The 15,965-nt window shown below is 73.2% G+C and carries 14 protein-coding genes; 4 read left to right on the top strand and 10 right to left on the bottom strand.

Translation table 11 applies throughout. From position 1 onward, the window contains the following. The first annotated feature begins 43 nt into the window (after positions 1-43). Positions 44-1,156, top strand: coding sequence for a phospho-N-acetylmuramoyl-pentapeptide-transferase (gene mraY / locus ACIBO8_RS35040; RefSeq protein ID WP_396119795.1), 1,113 nt, complete (start codon positions 44-46; stop codon positions 1,154-1,156). A gap of 9 nt (positions 1,157-1,165) precedes the next feature. On the opposite strand, the gene ACIBO8_RS35035 is transcribed toward mraY, so the two are convergent. Beyond that, the gene (locus ACIBO8_RS35035) at positions 1,166-2,167 is read right to left on the bottom strand and encodes a LacI family DNA-binding transcriptional regulator (protein ID WP_396119794.1); all 1,002 of its coding nucleotides are present in this window, start codon (positions 2,165-2,167) and stop codon (positions 1,166-1,168) included. Positions 2,168-2,226: 59 nt separating this feature from the next. Here ACIBO8_RS35035 and ACIBO8_RS35030 point away from each other — a divergent pair, with 59 nt between their 5' ends. Both ACIBO8_RS35030 and ACIBO8_RS35025 read left to right on the top strand, forming a co-directional pair. After that, entirely contained in the window at positions 2,227-3,039 is an 813-nt protein-coding gene (locus ACIBO8_RS35030) for a phytanoyl-CoA dioxygenase family protein (protein ID WP_396119792.1), read from the top strand. Between the two features lie 33 nt (positions 3,040-3,072). Further along, a complete protein-coding gene (locus ACIBO8_RS35025) occupies positions 3,073-3,855 on the top strand; it encodes an inositol monophosphatase family protein (protein WP_396119791.1) in 783 nt (260 codons plus the stop codon). Between the two features lie 2 nt (positions 3,856-3,857). Here the strand turns inward: ACIBO8_RS35025 and ACIBO8_RS35020 are convergent, their stop codons facing one another. The 9 genes from ACIBO8_RS35020 to ACIBO8_RS34980 all read right to left on the bottom strand — a co-directional run bounded on the left by ACIBO8_RS35020 (position 3,858) and on the right by ACIBO8_RS34980 (position 14,577). Next, positions 3,858-4,298, bottom strand: coding sequence for a DUF1707 domain-containing protein (locus ACIBO8_RS35020; RefSeq protein WP_396119790.1), 441 nt, complete (start codon positions 4,296-4,298; stop codon positions 3,858-3,860). Between the two features lie 64 nt (positions 4,299-4,362). Next, the gene (locus ACIBO8_RS35015; RefSeq protein WP_396119788.1) at positions 4,363-5,013 is read right to left on the bottom strand and encodes an FHA domain-containing protein; all 651 of its coding nucleotides are present in this window, start codon (positions 5,011-5,013) and stop codon (positions 4,363-4,365) included. Continuing rightward, complete coding sequence (locus ACIBO8_RS35010; protein WP_396119787.1) at positions 5,010-6,275, bottom strand: VWA domain-containing protein; 1,266 nt, start codon at positions 6,273-6,275, stop codon at positions 5,010-5,012. Before ACIBO8_RS35010 ends, ACIBO8_RS35015 begins: the two co-directional genes overlap by 4 nt. A gap of 10 nt (positions 6,276-6,285) precedes the next feature. Further along, positions 6,286-7,248 carry a PP2C family protein-serine/threonine phosphatase gene (locus tag ACIBO8_RS35005; RefSeq protein WP_396119786.1) on the bottom strand — a complete coding sequence of 321 codons (963 nt, stop codon included), beginning with the start codon at positions 7,246-7,248 and terminating at the stop codon, positions 6,286-6,288. Then, a complete protein-coding gene (locus ACIBO8_RS35000; RefSeq protein ID WP_396119785.1) occupies positions 7,245-9,422 on the bottom strand; it encodes a tetratricopeptide repeat protein in 2,178 nt (725 codons plus the stop codon). Before ACIBO8_RS35000 ends, ACIBO8_RS35005 begins: the two co-directional genes overlap by 4 nt. Continuing rightward, positions 9,423-10,610: a hypothetical protein gene (locus tag ACIBO8_RS34995; protein ID WP_396119784.1), complete on the bottom strand. Its 1,188-nt coding sequence runs from the start codon at positions 10,608-10,610 to the stop codon at positions 9,423-9,425. It abuts the gene before it with no gap. Next, a complete protein-coding gene (locus ACIBO8_RS34990) occupies positions 10,610-11,584 on the bottom strand; it encodes a glutamate ABC transporter substrate-binding protein (protein WP_396119782.1) in 975 nt (324 codons plus the stop codon). The genes ACIBO8_RS34995 and ACIBO8_RS34990 overlap by 1 nt, the downstream gene beginning before the upstream one ends. Continuing rightward, a complete protein-coding gene (locus tag ACIBO8_RS34985; RefSeq protein WP_396119780.1) occupies positions 11,584-12,879 on the bottom strand; it encodes a hypothetical protein in 1,296 nt (431 codons plus the stop codon). The genes ACIBO8_RS34990 and ACIBO8_RS34985 overlap by 1 nt, the downstream gene beginning before the upstream one ends. A 150-nt stretch (positions 12,880-13,029) precedes the next feature. Further along, positions 13,030-14,577: a long-chain fatty acid--CoA ligase gene (locus ACIBO8_RS34980; protein ID WP_396119779.1), complete on the bottom strand. Its 1,548-nt coding sequence runs from the start codon at positions 14,575-14,577 to the stop codon at positions 13,030-13,032. 149 nt (positions 14,578-14,726) lie between these two features. Between ACIBO8_RS34980 and ACIBO8_RS34975 the strand changes: the two genes are divergently transcribed. Beyond that, complete coding sequence (locus tag ACIBO8_RS34975; protein ID WP_396119778.1) at positions 14,727-15,965, top strand: sensor histidine kinase; 1,239 nt, start codon at positions 14,727-14,729, stop codon at positions 15,963-15,965.

The following is a 15,965-nucleotide window of genomic DNA, read 5'->3' as shown; positions in this document are numbered from 1 at the left end:
GTGGGGACGCCCTGAGCGGGTCGGATCTCGTGGGGGTCACCCCGTGAGGGCGGTCATCGTTGCGGCGGCGGTCGCGTTCGTCATCTCCCTGCTCGGCACGCCGGTGGCGATCCGGGTCTTCACCGCGCTCAAGGCCGCTCAACCGATTCGATCCCTCGGGCTCGCTTCGAACGAGGGCAAGAAGGGCACTCCCGCCATGGGCGGCGTCGTGTTCATCGTGGCGACCCTCTTCGCCTACGTCGCCGGGCACTTTGCGCTGATCACGCTGCCCGAACGGCAGATCGCGCAGGAGAAGCCGACCATGACGGCCCTGGTCCTGCTCGGCCTGTTCGTCTTCTGTGGAGTGGTCGGGTTCCTCGACGACTTCCTCAAGGTGCGCCGGAGCAACTCCGACGGCCTGTCCGCCAAGGGCAAACTGCTCGGCCAGGCGATCGTCGGCAGCGGGTTCGGTATCGCCGCGCTCTACGTGGCCAGCAGCAACGGCCAGACCGTGGCCAGCGAGCACATCTCGTTCATCCGGGACATCAGCTGGCTGAACGTCGGTAAGGTCGGCTCGGTGATCGTGTTCGTCTTCGTGATCACGGCGATGTCGAACGGCGTGAACCTCACCGACGGCCTCGACGGCCTGGCCACCGGCGCGTCGACCCTGGTGCTCGGCGCGTACGCGCTGATCGGTTACTGGCAATACCGGCACTGGTGCGCCGACGAGGCGTACGCCCGCGCGCACAACTACTGCTACCAGGTCCGGGATCCCCTGGAGATCGCCATGATCGCGGCGGCGGCCGCCGGTGCCTGCCTGGGTTTCCTGTGGTGGAACACGTCCCCGGCACGGATCATCATGGGCGACGTGGGCTCGCTCGGCCTCGGCGCCGTGATCGGCGGGCTCGCGGTGGCGACCCGCACCACGCTGCTCTCGATCCTGATCGGCGGGCTGTTCGTCATCATCACCGTGACCTGGGTGATCCAGATCGTCTCGTTCCGCACCACCGGCAGACGGGTCTTCCGCATGGTGCCGCTGCACCACCACTTCGAGCTGGGCGGCTGGAGCGAGGTCAACATCGTGGTCCGGTTCTGGACCGTGGCCGGCGTCTGCGTGGCGATCGGCCTGGGTCTGTTCTATTCGGACTTCCTGACGGCCGCCGGACAGCGCATCTGACCCGGGTCGTCAGCCGCTGTCCCGGACCGTGAGGGTGTGCGGCACGACGATGCGCCGCGCCGGGGCTGTGCGGTCGCCGGAGACGCGGTCGGCCAGGCAGGTCAGCGCCTCCCGGGCGATCGCCGCCTTGTCCGGGGTGATGGTGGTCAGGGCCGGCGTCGCGTACCGGCCGTCCTCCACGTCGTCGAAGCCGACCACCGCGAGATCGCCGGGGATGCGCAGCCCGGCGCGTAACGCCGTCTGCATGGCGCCGAGGGCCAGCTGGTCGCTGAAGCAGAAGACGGCGTCCGCCGCCGGTCCCGCGTCGAGCAGGCGCCGCATCGCGTCGGCGCCGTCCGCCCGGTGCAGCCGCTGGACCGCGATCTCCAGGCTCGGGTCGGCGGGCATCCCCGCCTCGGCCAGCGCCTGCCGGTAGCCCTCGACGCGCCGCGCGGCGGTGCCGTTCTCCAGGTGGGGTTGCAGGCCGATGGCGGCGATCCGGGTGCGACCGCGGCCGATGAGGTGCCGGGTCGCGTCGCGGGCCGCGGCGACGCTGTCGACCGCCACGTGGTCGAGGAGGCCGTCGGCGTCCTGCTCGCCCAGCAGCACCAGCGGTACGGCGTCCGGCCGCCGCCGCAGTTCCGCGGGTGACAGCGCCCACGGGCTGAGGACGAGGCCGTCGACAACCTGGCCGCGGACGCCGCCGAGGAGTCCGCGCTCGTGCTCGGCGTCGCCGCCGGTCTGCTGGACCAGGAGCATCCAGGAGCGTCGCTCGGCCTCCTCGACGAGCAGACCGGCCAGCTCGCCGAAGTACGGCGAGGCGATCTCCGGGATGGCCAGTGCCACCAGCCCGGAGCGGCCGCCGCGCAGGTGCCGGGCGGCGGCGTTGGGCCGGTACTGCAGCTCGTCGATCGCCGCCTGGACCCGGGCCCGGGTCTCCGGTGCCACGAGGGCGAAGCCGCTGACGACGTTGGACACCGTCCGGATCGACACCCCGGCCCGCTCGGCCACCTGACGCAGGCTCGCGCTCATGGTGAAAACCTTACCGGCCCTGGTTGCAACGTGGCATGCAACGTTGCAACCATGGCGTCATGACGGACATCGGAGCGGCCGCGAAGGCAGCGATCTATGAGGACGGCATCACGGCGTGCCGGGGCGCGTTCAGCGTCGAATGGGCGGACATGATGCGCGAGGACATCGAGAAGGCGTTCGCGGAGGCGATCGCCCGGCCCGGCGGCGCCGTCGGCCGCGGCCCACGCCGCTACTACGTGGAGATCCATCCCGAACAGCTGCGCGGCTTCGTCGACCTGGTGACCCATCCGTGGGTGACCGCGGTGTGCGAGGCGGTGCTCGGCCCCGGCTACGAGATCGTCGAGCTCGGCTTCGACATCCCGTTCGCCGGCGCGGTCAACCAGCCCTGGCACCGCGACTTCCCGATGCCGGAGATCACGCGGACGACCGGGGTCCTCGACTCGCTCGCCTTCAACCTCACCGCGGTGGACACCGAGGAGGACATGGGACCGTTCGAGATCGCCCCGGGCACCCAGTTCGACGACGAACCGGAGTTCGGTCACGGCATGTTCCCGCCGAAGCCGTTCTACCCCCGCTACGAGCAGCGCGCGGTCCGCAAGTACCCCAAGCGCGGCGACATCTCGGCGCGGTCCGCGCTGACGATCCACCGCGGCACCCGCAACGAGTCGCAGAAGTCGCGGCCCGTTCTCGTGCTCGGCGTCGACGCCCCCGGCGGCATCAACGGCGAGCGGCACGACACGGCCGTTACCCGCGGCTACTGGGAGAGGCTGCCCCGGCAGGTCCGCGACCACCTGCACTGCCCGGTCGTGGACGTGCTGACGCCGATCACCCAGAAGCACACCATCGAAGGTCTGGTCATGGGCGAGGCGTGAACCCGGGCCGCCGGTCCGGGGCAGGATGGACGCATGCTGAGTGATCTTGATCTGGCGTGCGCGGCCGCCCGGGCGGGTTCGGACGTCGCGCTGCGGCACTTCGCCGCGCTGGCCGAACTGCCCCGTGAGGTCAAACCCGACGGCAGCCTGGTCACCGCGGCCGACCGGGAGACCGAGATCGCCATCCGCGAGCTGCTGAGCCGCGAACGCCCCGGCGACGCGCTGCTCGGCGAGGAGGGCGGGGCGGCGGGCGAGGGCCGGCGGCGGTGGATCGTCGACCCGATCGACGGTACGGCGCAGTTCCTCGCCGGCGACAACCGGTGGCTCGTGCTGGTCGCCCTCGAGGAGGACGGCGCCGTCGTCGCCGCGGCGGCCGCGGAGCCCGCGCAGGGCACGCTCTGGTGGGCGAGTCGCGGCGGCGGTGCGTTCCGCTCAGCCCTCGACGGTACGGGGAAAGCACCCGTCACCGTCCCCACGGACCGTCCGGACGTCCTGGAGGGCGCCCGCCTCGGCGTGGTCCCGGCCCCGCCCAACTACCTGGAATCCGACCGGCTGATCGCCGCACCCCTCGCCGCCCGGGCGACCACCGTCGACTGGGACGTGCACGCCCCGCTGATGGTCGCGAGCGGCGGCCTCGACCTGGCGGTGCAGACCCGGGGGCAGGTCTGGGACTTCGCGGCGACCTCCCTCATCGTGACCGAGGCCGGCGGCGCGTACGGCGGCGTGGACGGCATCCGGGGCCCGCGGCCCGGCACGTCGCTGTTCGCCAGGAGCCCGGCCCTCTGGGAGGAGGCCCGCCGGGCGCTGTGGGGCTGAGATCAGGAGCGGGCCGCGAAGATCAGGGCGGCCGCAGCGCCGATCGACAGGACCACGCTGAGAATGCCCAGCACCCGGCCCATCAGCGCCGGGCCGACCCCGTGCGCGCCGCGGCCGCGGGTGCTGAGCACGATCGCCACGACGCCCAGGATGCCGCCGATGAGGCAGAACGACAGCGGCACGGCGAACAGCCCGAGGATGAGCGCCCCCCGCCCGGCATTGCGGTCCGGCGGCGCGGGCGGCGCGGCGTTGCGCGGGTCCCATTGCAGGCGGGGCGGCAGGTCCTGCACCTGGGCCAGCAGGTCGGAGGCGTAGGTGGCCGTGCTGACCGCGACGATGCGGGCGTCGTAGGCGGGTTCGGGCAGGTGGCCCTCGGTGAGCGCCTGGTTCAGCAGGTCGATCACCTGGGTGCGGTGCACCGTACCGATGCGCTCGTCCTTCATCGCGGCCCGACCGTATCGCGTGGCCGGGCCGTCGCGGGCGGATATGGACGGCTCTCGACGCCGCTCAGGCGGGGGCGTGCAGCGTGATCGTGGTCCAGGCGCCGACGTGCACGCGGTCCCCGGCGGCGAGCGTACGGGTCTGGCCCGCGGTGAGCGGCTTCGGCTCGTCGTTGAGGTACGTGCCGTTGGTCGAGCCCAGGTCCGACAGCAGCCAGACCCCGTCCACGCTCAGCGTCAGCAGCGCATGGCTGTGCGAGACGCCCGGGTCGTCGTCGGCGAGGTCGATCTCCGGGTCGGTGCCCTTGGAGGTGCTGCGCCGCCCGATGCGGATCTGCGGCGGGGGCAGGGCGACCGTGCGGGTGCGGGTCTCGGCCGGGAACTCGACCCCTTCGATGGCGTTGGCCTCGAAGTACTCGCGGTCGGCCGCGATCGTCGCCGTCCAGCCCGCCGCCGGGGCCGGGGGCGGGGCCGCCGGGGTCTCGAGGACGGGCATCTTGCCGGTGCTGTGATCGAAGCCGCAGTCCTCGCAGAACCGGCCGGTTCCCGCGCGCGGTGCTCCGCAGTGCGGGCACGCCTCGCCGTGCACCGCGGGGGCGGCGGCGGGTGCTGCGGCTGCGGGCTGTGGCGCGGCGGCGCCCCCGATGCGGGCCCCGCACGTGTCGCAGAAGTCGTCCGTCGTGGACGCGTGACCCTTGGGGCAGGCGTACGTCGTCACTGCGCCCGTCCCACCCGTACCGTCTTCGTCGAGCGGGTGTCCAGGGCCATCTCGTCGGCCGCGTCGACCTTGCGGCGCAGCCGGACCGTGCCGGTCGCCGCGTCCTCGATCTCCACGACCGTCGCGAGGAGCTCCTCGGTGGCCTTGTTGCCGCTCTCGTGCGCGAGCTGCGCGGCGCGGCCGAACTTGAGCGTCGCCGTACGGTCGTCGCCGGCCTTGCGAGCCTCGATGCCGGCCTGGATGGCGTCCGCCAGCTCGGCCTGCCCGGTGTAGTGCGCGACCTGCCGGTTGATCCGGGTCGACAGGGCGGTGTCGTCCGTCCACACCGCACGGACCAGGCACTGGGCGTGCACGACGTCACCCTCCACGACGGACACCCGGGCCGCGAGCATCTCGTCGCCCGCCGCGCCCGCGGTCACGTCGACGCAGACGTGGTAGTCGCGGCTCTCCGAGCCCCAGCTGCCCAGCGGGTAGCGTCCGGCGCGGGGGCCGTCCTCCGTACGCTTGCCGCTCAGGTCCACCACCTGCGGCTCGACCTGCTTGACGAAGCGGATCGTGGAGTTGACCGGGGTCCAGACCTTGAGCTGGACGTCGGCGCTGGTCTTGCCCATCGCCGCGGTCATCATCTGCTCGAACGCCGCGGCCAGGTCCTGCGGGCGGGCCACGATGTCGACCGTGCCCAGCATCGCCGTGGCGATCTTCCGCAGCTCGGAGACCTGCCAGTTGGTGCCGACGCCGCGGCAGTCGCAGGTGAACGAGCCGCCGATCTCCTGCAGCACGCTCTCCAGGTAACCCTTGTACTCGCCGTTCTCGCCGTCGGTGAGCAGGATGGCGTGCTGGATGTCCCCGGGGCGCTGGGCGAACAGCTGGTGGGCGAGTTTGAGCCAGGCGCCCATCGCCGTACCGCCGTTGGCCTGCAGCCGGTCGATGGCGCTGACCGCCTGGGCCCGGGTCTCGGCGGTGGCGACCGCGAGCTGACCGGGGTCCGGGAAAAGCTGCTGCGCCGTGCTGACCCCGGCGACGATCGCGAAGCGGACGCCGTCGTCGATGCAGTTCACGGCGGCCTTCGCGGCCTGCCGCGCGGCGACCATGCGGCCCTCCGCCTGCATCGAGCCGGAGCAGTCCACGATGATGATCTCGGTCGCCCCGGCGGTGCGCCGCCCGCCCTCCGCGCCGGACGACGTCACGGTGACGATCGCGTTGACCTCGGTGGCGCCCAGGGCGAGGAACTCGTTCTGGAACGCCTCGGCGGTGTATGCCATGGGCTCTCCCTCAGTTGATCGGTACGAGGACGACGGTGATGTTGTCGGCGCCGCCCTGCTCGTTCGCGAAGGCGGTCAGCGCCCGGGCCGCGGCCAGCAGGTCGGGTGCTTCGCGTACGGCGCGGCGCACGGTCCCGGCGAACGCGGCCGGTTCGGTCAGGTAGTTCCACAGGCCGTCGCTGCAGAGCACGAGCAGACCCGGCCGTTCCGCCCGCAGTGTCGCCGTCCGCGGCCGCACCGGGCCGGCATCGGCGCCCAGCCAGGCGGTGATGGCGTGCGCCTTGGGGTCGTTCCAGGCCGCCTGCGGGTCGGCGCCGAGCGCGATCGCGTGCGTCGCCCAGGAGTCGTCCTCGGTGAGCTGCTCGGCGTCGCCGTCCTCGGAGATCCAGTACGCGCGGCTGTCGCCGACCCAGCCGTACCCGATCTCGGTCCCGCGGACGCAGGCGGCGACGATCGTGCAGGCCGGGTTGGAGGCGGCCCGGCGCGGATCTCCGGTGCCGGCCAGTTCCGCGACCACCTCGCCGGCCGCGGTGATCGCGGCGGCCACGTGCTCGGCCAGGTCGGAGGTCGCGGCCGCCAGCACCTTGCCGGCGGCCTCGGCGGCGGCCTCGGACGCGACGTCGGGGTCGAACGAGGCGGAGACGCCGTCGCAGACCACGACGTCCACATCGGACCCGCGGGCGGCCAGCCACATCGCATCCTCGTTGCGGTGGTGACGCAGCCCGCGGTCGGTCACCGCGGCGGCGACACCACCCGCCTCGGCCTCGGCGTGGTCGCGGGGCCGGGCCGCGAGGATGCCGCAGGTGCCGCAGTAGCCGTCCGGGCCCACCGCGCCGGCCGTGCCGCAGGCCGCGCAGTCGGCGCCGGCCGCGGGCTCGGCACCGGTCGCGAGCGCCTTGCCACAGTTCTCACAGAACGCGGCACCGGCGGCCCGCTCGTCGGCGCACGAGGCGCAGTCCTCGATCAGGGTCATGTGCGGGTCCTCGGTCGGGAGGCGTTGGCAAGGTCCACGAGGCGGATCTTCTCCTCGCCGTGGGCGGCGCGGGCCATCTCGCGGTACGCCCCCTCGAGCGCGAACCGCAGCTCCCGCTCGGGTGCGAGACCGTCCCCGGGTTTTCCGAGCACCGCGGCCGGGACCGGCGTCCCGCCGCGCTGGGCGGCGAGCGCCTGTTCGAGCAGCTCGGCGCGGAGGGCGGCGAGCTGGGCCGCCTCCATCTCGAGGCGCTCGATCAGCGCCGCGGCGGCGGCCAGGGCGGTGACGGCCGTGGGAGCCGTCGGGTGCGGACGGACCAGCGCGCGGACCGCGCCCACCTGCGAACTGCGGTACGCGGCCGACGTGCCCGGCACCCGGTTGTACGCCTCCACCGCGCCGTCCCGGTCCCCGGCGGCGAGCCGGCACCGGGCCAGCCCCGCCGCGGCGGTGGTGTACGCCGGATCGGTGCGGCTGACCACGTCGTAGTAGCGGGCCGCCTCGGCGTGCTCGCCGGCGAGCTCGAGGCTCAGTCCCAGGGCGAGCTTGGGCGCGAGCTCCCCGGGCAGCGCCGAGAAGACGGCGTCGAACTGGTCCCGGGCGCGGCTCAAGTCTCCGGATGCGAGCGCGAGCATGCCGTCGTACCAGGCGATGCGCCAGTCGCCGCCGAAGGTCGCGGTCATCGCATCGCGCAGCTTGGCCGCCTCGCCGAACGCGTCCGGCCCGAGGTCGATGTACGCCCGCAGCGCCCGCAGCTGCACCTCCACGGTGTGCTCGGGCGCCCGGCCGAGCAGGGCCAGCACCTCGGCCGGGTCGGTGACCGTGACCGAGGCGAGGAACGCGGCGGCCGGGTCGGTGAGGTCGATCATCGGCGCGGGCAGGAAGCGCCAGTTCGGGTCGTCGCCGCGGGCGTCGGTCCGCAGTTCGCCGGTGAACAGCCGCGACGTGGCGGGATGCGGCTCCCCGCCCGCGGCGAGCACCTCGCGCAGCACGCCCAGCATCTGGTCGGTCATCTCGCCCGCGTCGACGAACCGCTCGGCGGGATCCGTGCGGGTGGCGCGCAGCAGCAGGCGGTAGAACGACTCGTGCTCGCGGTACACGGCGAACTCGCCGCGCTCGGGCAGGCTGTCCTTGAACGTCGTCTGGTAGCCGCGGAAGTCGGTGGTCAGCACCGCCAGGGTGCGCCCGATGGTGTAGAGGTCGCTCTGAATGGACGGGCCGGCGTGGGCCATCTCCGGCGCCTGGTAGCCGACCGTGCCGTAGAGAGCGGCGTCGTGGTCGTCGACGTGCACCACGCCGCCGAGGTCGATGAGCTTCACCTGGTCGCCGGTCTGGATGACGTTGTCCGGCTTGAAGTCGCAGAAGATCAGCCCCCGGTCGTGCAGGTAGCCGAAGGCCGGCATGATCTCCAGCACGTAGGCCAGCGCCTGGTCGACCGGGAGCGGGTCGGGGGAGCCCTTGGCGGCGAGGCGGTCCTTGAGCATGCCCTTGAGCGACTCGCCGCCGACGTACTCCATGACGATGTAGCCGGCGCCGTCGTGCTCGACGAAGTTGTAGATCTTGACGATGTTCGGGTGCTCGACCTCGGCGAGGAAGCGCCGCTCGGCGACCGCCGCCGCGAGCGCGTCCTCGTCACCCGAGTTGAGCAGGCCCTTGAGCACCACCCAGCGGTCCGAGACGTTCTTGTCGACGGCCAGGTAGATCCAGCCGAGGCCGCCGTGGGCCAGCGCGCCGACCACCTCGTACTGGCCGCCGACCAGGTCGCCCTTGCCCAGCTTCGGCGTGAAGTTGAACGGCTCGCCGCAGGAGGGGCAGAAGCCGGAGGTACGCCCGGGACGATCGCCGCGGGCGCGCCCCACGGGGTTGCCGCACTTGCCGCAGTACCGCTTCTCCTCGGGCACCTCGGCCACGGCCATGACCGCGGTCGCCGGGTCGCGCGCGGGCAGCGGTGCCACGTCGACCAGGCCGCCGCCGAAGCGCCGCCTCCGGCTTCCGGTGCGGGCACTGCCGGTGCGCGCCGAGCCACTGGTGCGCGTGGACAGTGCGCCCGTGCGTACCGATGGAGCCGTGGCGGTGCGCGGCCGCGGAGCCGCAGCGTCCCCCTTGAGCGGGGCCATGCCGCAGGTGTCGCAGTAACCGTCCTGAATGGTGCCCGGACAGTCGCGCCGGCACTTCATCTAGCGGCCCTCCCTCGCGGTCGTCAGTGCGGAGACCCCGTCCTGGTACGCCGCCACCGCGGCGCGCGCCGCCTCGAGGTCGCACGGAGCGGTGTAGAGCGTGTCACGTGCCCGCTCGGCGAGCGGCGCCAGCGCGGTGTCCTCGGCGAGCCCACGGCTGCCGGCCTTGGCCCGGTACGCCTCGAAGCGGCCCCGCAGCTCGTTGCGGGCGGCCAGCATCGCGGAGTTGCGCGCCGCGGCGCCCTCCAGGGCCGCGAGCCGGTCGCGGGCCGCGCGGCTCCAGGCGGCCAGCCGCGGGCTGATCAGGGCCCACTGGCCGGCGGCCGCCAGGGCGTCGATCGCGGCGAGGTCGGGGCGCAGGTCCGGACCGCTCACCGAGGCGACGGCGGCAGCGTCGAACCGCCCGGCCACCGCCTCCTCGGCGGCCGCGGCGGTCCGTGCGGCGACGGCCAGCCGGTCGGCCAGGGCGTGCGCGTCGGCGAGCCGCTGCCCGAGCGCCTCCCGGAGCTCGGACGCCGACGTGCGCTCGGCGTCCGCCCGGTCGATCAGGGCCCGGACCGTGTCCAGCGCCCGCTCGTCGCAGCCGAGGGGATCGGCGGCCAGCGCCGCGGTGAAGTCGCCGAGGCGCCGGTCGGCCTCGTCCAGCGTCGCCGACCGGGTCAGCGTCCGCAGGTGCCCGATGCGGGCGGCGGCGTCCGCGGCGGCCGGCATCAGCCGCTGCCACACGTCGCCGGCCCGGGACGCGACGTCCACCGCCGTGCGGAACGCGGCCTCCATCGCCGACAACAGCTCGGCGGGGGAGCAGGTGGTGCTGACCTTGCCGGCGCCGAGCAGCCCCCGCTGGGCGAGCGGCACGGTGGTCGTGGACAACGTGATCGAGCGGCCGAGCACCTGATCGATGTACGCCGACCGCTCGGCGTCGGTGAACCGCCGCTGCCCCCGCGCCGCCCGGGCCGACGTGATCAGCGCCGTCAGCATGCCGTAGCCGTCCCACAGCTGGGTCAGCGCGGCGGTGGCGTCCGCCCACGCGGCGGCCGTGGCGCCGGTCAGCGGGCCCTTGTCGAGGTCCTTGCGGGCGCTGTTGTCGTCGAGGTCGACCAGGTTGGCCGCGACGGCCGCGGCCGCGGCCTCCAGCCGGGAGAGCTCGGCGTCCGCACGGGCCAGCAACTCGGGGAACGGGGCGCTCATCAGTCCCGGTACTCCGCCACGGGCGGCTTCGGTGCCGGGCCGAGGTCGCCGAGCCAGCGCTCGTACGTGCGCTTCCACGTGCCGTTCGCCCGGTTCTTCGCCAGCACGGCGTTGACGAAGCGGGTGAACTCGGGGTGCTTCTGGGACATCGCCATCCCGTACGGCTCGGCGGACATGGGGTCGCCGACGATCCTGGCGTACGGGTCCTGCGCGGCGAGCCCGACGAGGATCGTGTCGTCGGTGGAGATGGCGTCGACCTCGTTCTGCTGGAAGGCGACCAGGCAGTCGCCGAAGCTCGGGCGGGTCACGGCCACGGGCTTGCTCGTCGCCGCGGCGATGGCGTCGTACGACGTCGACCCCTTCGCCGCGCAGACCTTCTTGCCGCCGAGGTCGCCGATGCCGTGGACGCCGGACGTCGAGGAGACGAGCACCTTCTGCCCGGCCTCGTAGTAGATGGTGCTGAAGCGGACGTGCTTCAACCGCTCGCAGTTGGCGGTCATGGTGTCGGCGACGATGTCGACGCGCGCTGCGGGGTCGGGGAGGTCGACGGAGCCGACGCGCTGGTCGTACCCGACGACCTTGATCTGGATCTTGTCGGGGTCGCCGAAGATGGCCTGGGCGATCTGCCGGCCCATGTCCACGTCGAAGCCCTCGATGTGCCCGGTGAACGGGTTGCGCGAGCTGAACAGCAGCGTGTCCTGGCTGGTGCCGAGGACGAGGCGGCCGCGGTCCTGGATCGTGCGCATGTAGCTGCCGGCCGGCATGTTTCCCGGCTTCGGCAACGGCCCGGAGGGGCGCAGGCTGGCGCGCGGCTTGCAGGAGGTGTCGGGAGCCGTGCCGGGGCCGGCGGGCGCGCTCGCCTCGGTCGAGGCAGCGGCGGCCGGCCGGGACGGCGACGCCGCATCGTCCGAGCAACCGGTGGCGCCGAGGATGGTCAGCACGGCGACGGCGGCGACGGCGGCACGGGTACGCATCAGCGGTACTCCTCGAGGCGGGCGCGGATGCCGGCGGCGGCCAGGACGCAGAGGACCAGCGCAAGCAGCGGGCCGAGCACCGTGAGCAGGCCCAGGCCCCGGCCGGCGCCGTGGATGTCGTCGGTGAACACGGTCTTGCGGTCCTCCAGCCCCCGGCCGAGGTCGTCGGTGAGCGTGGTGAAGTTCCGGGTCGTCGCCTCGCCGATGGCCAGCTCGACCGCGCCGTCGTAATTGCCGCCGTTGTCCAGCTCGCGCACCTTGTCATGGTCGATCACGTAGTCCCGGTGACCGGCCTGCGCGTCGCCGCCGATCCGGCTCAACAGCCCGGTGAGCTGCCGGCTCGTCTCGTCGAAGTCCTTCTCCTGCTCGCCCTCGCCGGCGCGGGCCGCGAGGGTCAGGGCCTCGTCGCCGCGCTCGCGCAGAGCCAGGATGCGGGCCTCGGCGAGCTCGGCGACCGGTTGTGAGCCGTCGGAGTCGGCGCTCGCGAGGTGCGCGCGCTGCCCGGCGAGGACCACTGCGGTGGTCAGGATCAGCAGCAGCGTCACCCCGGTGGCGGCCAGCAACGGGATGTTGAACGTACGGTTGGTGGTCCAGCTCAGGTGGCGCTGGGCGAGCACGAGCGCCGCGAGCAGCCCCAGCAGCAGGATCACCAGCAGGGCCGTCCACCAGGAGCTGCGGGCGTTCGAGTAGCCGGCATCCACCTCCCGCTGCGCGCTGCGGAACAGCGCCTGCGCCTGCGGCTGCAGCGAGGTGCGGCTCAGCTGCGAGGCGGTGGACAGGTACGACGCGCCGACCGGCAGGCCCTGGCGGTTGTTCGCGCGGGCGCTGGCGACCAGCGCCGCGTACCGGGGGATGTCGGCGGAGAGCGTGCGGATCGCCTCGGCGGCGGGGCCGTCGGCGGGCGTACGGCGGGCCGCGGCCGTCAGCGCCGTGGTGGCCCGGTCGAGGTCCGCCTCGTAGCGGCGGGTCAGGTCGGCCGGTTCGAGGCCGCCGGCGAGGAAGGCCTGGGCGGCGGTGGTGTCCGCGTCCGCGAGCGCCGAATAGATCGTCTCCGCCTCCACGAGCAGCGGCTGCGCCCGCTCGCCGAGGTCGTCGGTGCCCGAGCGGGCGGAGGCGGCGGTGATCCCCGCGACCAGGCCGGTCAGCAGGCCGAGCGTCAGCAACAGGGCGAGGATCAGTTGCAGGCGCCCCGGAGACGTGCGGCGCAGGCGCCCCAGACGCTGCAGCACCCCGCCCGGCGCGGGGGCCGGGGTCCTCGGCGCCGTCATGGCCCGGTCGAGCTGGGCTGTGCTCAAGCTTCCTCCGTCGATCCCGTACGTGGTGGAACGCTCCCATCCGCCACTGTGCCGCACCCGTGCAACGATCTTCATGGGCCCGCGACCGGCAGAGTCTACGCAGCGGTACGCGCCCGCGAGGTCCTCCCCGCGGGCGCGTCCGGTGGACCGTCAGGACAGGGCGCGCTTGAGCAGCTTCCCGGTCGCGGTCATCGGCAGCGAGTCCACGAAGGCGACGATCCGCGGGTACTTGTAGCCCGCCATCTGCTCCTTGGCCCAGGCGACCAGCTCCTCCTCGGTGATCGTGGCGCCCTCCGTGCGGATCACGTACGCCTTGATCTCCTCGCCGTGGCTGGGATGGGGAACCCCGATCACGGCGGCGAGCGAGACGGCCTCGTGCGTCATGAGGACCTCTTCGATCTCGCGCGGGTACACGTTGAAGCCGCCCCGGATGATCATGTCCTTGGCGCGGTCGACGATGTAGTAGAAGCCGTCCTCGTCGCGGCGGGCGAGGTCGCCGGTGCGGAACCAGCCGTTGTTCATCACCTCGGCCGTGGCCTCGGGACGGTTGTAGTAGCCGCGCATGATGTTGTGGCCGCGGATGGCGATCTCACCGATCTCGTCCGCGCCCTCGACGGTGTTCCACGACTCGTCGATGAGCTTCACCTCGACACCCCAGATCGGGATGCCGATGGAACCCGGCCGCGGCTCGCTGTCCGGATCGCTGAACGTGGCCACCGGCGAGGTCTCGCTCAGGCCGTACCCCTCGAGGAGCTGGACCCCCAGCCGGGCCTTGACCTCCTTGATGATCTCCACCGGGAGGCTGGAGCCGCCGCTCACGGCGACCCGCATGTTCCGGGCGATCCGGTCCACGTCGACCCCGTCGGAGAGGGCGTTGAGCAGTCCCCAGTACATCGTCGGGACGCCCGCGAAGAAGGTGACGTCCTCGGTCTCGAGCAGCTTCACCGCCCCGGCGGCCTCGAAGCGCGGCATCAGCACCAGCGTCGCGGCCGAGGCGAAGCCGGCGTTCATGTTGACCGTCGAGCCGAAGGAGTGGAACAGCGGCAGCACGAGCAGATGGGTGTCGACGCCCGGCTGGGTCCGGAACAGCCGGTTGCAGGTCAGCGCGTTGAGCACCAGGTTGGAGTGGCTCAGCTCGGCGCCCTTGGCCTGGCCCGTCGTGCCGCTGGTGTAGAGGATGACGGCGGGGTCGGTCTCGGCGGCGAGCACGGTCTCGAAGACCGGCGACTGCCCGGCGAGGGCCTGCCCGAGCGTCTCCGCGCCCTCGATCGGTGAGGGCGCGGCGGGGTCGGCGGTGATGAGGAAGAAGTGTTCGCAGCCGTCGGCCTGGCCGAATCCCGCGTGCCCCTCGGCGCCCATCGGCAGCTCCGGCGTGCCCTGGAAGCAGAAGTACGCCTTCGCCTGCGAGTCGGCCAGGTGGTAGGCGACCTCCCGGCCCTTGAGCAGCACGTTCAGCGGCACGACGACCGCGCCCGCCTTGAGGATGCCGTAGTACACGACCGGGAAGTAGGGCAGGTTCGGGCAGGACAGCGCGACCTTGTCGCCCGGCTGGATCCCCCGCTGGACGAGCAGGTTGGCGACCTGGTTCGCGGCCGCGTTCACCTGCGCGTACGACAACCGCTGGTCACCCAGGACGACCGCCGCGCGCTCCGGGTAGTGCCGGGCGCTGTCCTCCAGGAACACGGAGAGGTTGAGCATGCGTGAGACTCCTCGATGAAACGCGGTGACGACGGTTCGATCCCAGCACGCCGGAGGGCGCGGGTGAACCCCCGTTCCGGTCGCGATTGAGCCCGGGGTAGTCCCAGCACTACTTTCTCCCGTGCGCGCCGCCGGTAGCGTCAGTGCCCATGCCGCCCCGCAATGCGCTGGACGCGCTCACCATGCGCCCGACCCGGTTCCTGGTCTCCTCCTGGCCGTGGCGTTCGCTGGCGTACCTGACCGGCGGCGCGCTGATCGGCTTCGCCACGGTCTTCGTGGTGCTCGGCCTGCTCGGCGCCGGGCTGGTGCTCACCGTCGTCGTGATCGGCGTCGCCGGATACCTGGCCACCCTGCTGTCCGGGGTGGCCGTCGGCCGCCTCGAGCGGTGGCGGATGCGGATCGTCGACCGCGACGCCCTGCCCGACCCGCACCGGCGGCCACCGCGGCCCGGCCTGCGCGCCTGGCTGCTCTGCCGGCTGCGGGAGCAGGCCACGTGGCGCGAGCTCGGCTACACGATGGTGTCCGCGCTGGTGCTCTGCTGGATGGACGCGGCCGTCGTCTTCGCCACGCTGTACGTCCCCGGGGCCCTCCTCTTCGCCCCCGTCTACATCCACGACCAGCCGCTGTCGCGGACCGTGCCGCTGATGCTCTTCGCGCCGCTGGCGTTCGTCATCGCCGCCTATCCGGTGACGGCGTGGGCCGGTGCGCGCGCGGCGATGGCCCGCGCGATTCTCGCCCCGCGCAGCCACGACACCAACGCCGAGCTGGTGGAGCTGACCCGTTCCCGCGCCCGGCTCGTCGACGCCTTCGAGGTGGAACGCCGCCGCATCGAGCGCGACCTGCACGACGGCGCCCAGCAGCGCCTGGTCGCCCTCAGCATGCAGCTGGGCCTGGCCCGCCTGGAGGTGGCGCCGGGCTCGCCGGCGGAGAGCTCCCTGACCGCCGCCCAGGACCTCGCCAAGCAGGCGCTCGCCGAGCTGCGCGAGCTCATCCGCGGCGTGCACCCCAAGGTCCTCACCGACCGCGGCCTGGTCGCGGCCGTCGGCGAGGCGGCCGGGCACGCGCCGGTCCCGGTCGACCTCGACCTGCGGCTCACCGGCCGGCTCCCGGAGGCGGTCGAGGTGGCGGCGTACTTCGTCGTCGTGGAGGCGCTGGCCAACGTGGCCAAGCACAGCCGGGCCACCCGCGCGCTGGTCACTGCCGGGTTGGACGACGGCCGGCTGCGCCTCGACGTCCGGGACGACGGGCGCGGCGGCGCCGACCCGGAGCGGGGGACCGGGCTGGTCGGCCTGGCGGACCGGGTCGCGGCGGTCGGCGGCAGCGTCGCGATGTCCAGCCCGCCCGGCGGGCCCACCCTCGTCCACGTGGAGATCCCGTGCGAGTCGTGA

Origin of the sequence: Actinoplanes sp. NPDC049681 (assembly GCF_044465265.1) — a bacterium.
GTDB lineage: Bacteria > Actinomycetota > Actinomycetes > Mycobacteriales > Micromonosporaceae > Actinoplanes.
This window is presented reverse-complemented; position numbering and strand designations above follow the sequence as displayed.

Bases quoted from the DNA above. Each gene is read 5' to 3' on its own strand.
- ACIBO8_RS35025 (WP_396119791.1), top strand. From the start codon at position 3,073: ATGCTGAGTGATCTTGATCTGGCGTGCGCGGCCGCCCGGGCGGGTTCG.
- ACIBO8_RS35010 (WP_396119787.1), bottom strand. From the start codon at position 6,275: ATGGCATACACCGCCGAGGCGTTCCAGAACGAGTTCCTCGCCCTGGGC.
- ACIBO8_RS34980 (WP_396119779.1), bottom strand. From the start codon at position 14,577: ATGCTCAACCTCTCCGTGTTCCTGGAGGACAGCGCCCGGCACTACCCG.
- ACIBO8_RS34995 (WP_396119784.1), bottom strand. From the start codon at position 10,610: ATGAGCGCCCCGTTCCCCGAGTTGCTGGCCCGTGCGGACGCCGAGCTC.
- ACIBO8_RS34990 (WP_396119782.1), bottom strand. From the start codon at position 11,584: ATGCGTACCCGTGCCGCCGTCGCCGCCGTCGCCGTGCTGACCATCCTC.
- ACIBO8_RS35035 (WP_396119794.1), bottom strand. From the start codon at position 2,167: ATGAGCGCGAGCCTGCGTCAGGTGGCCGAGCGGGCCGGGGTGTCGATC.
- ACIBO8_RS35020 (WP_396119790.1), bottom strand. From the start codon at position 4,298: ATGAAGGACGAGCGCATCGGTACGGTGCACCGCACCCAGGTGATCGAC.
- ACIBO8_RS35005 (WP_396119786.1), bottom strand. From the start codon at position 7,248: ATGACCCTGATCGAGGACTGCGCCTCGTGCGCCGACGAGCGGGCCGCC.
- ACIBO8_RS35000 (WP_396119785.1), bottom strand. From the start codon at position 9,422: ATGAAGTGCCGGCGCGACTGTCCGGGCACCATTCAGGACGGTTACTGC.
- ACIBO8_RS35030 (WP_396119792.1), top strand. From the start codon at position 2,227: ATGACGGACATCGGAGCGGCCGCGAAGGCAGCGATCTATGAGGACGGC.
- ACIBO8_RS34975 (WP_396119778.1), top strand. From the start codon at position 14,727: ATGCCGCCCCGCAATGCGCTGGACGCGCTCACCATGCGCCCGACCCGG.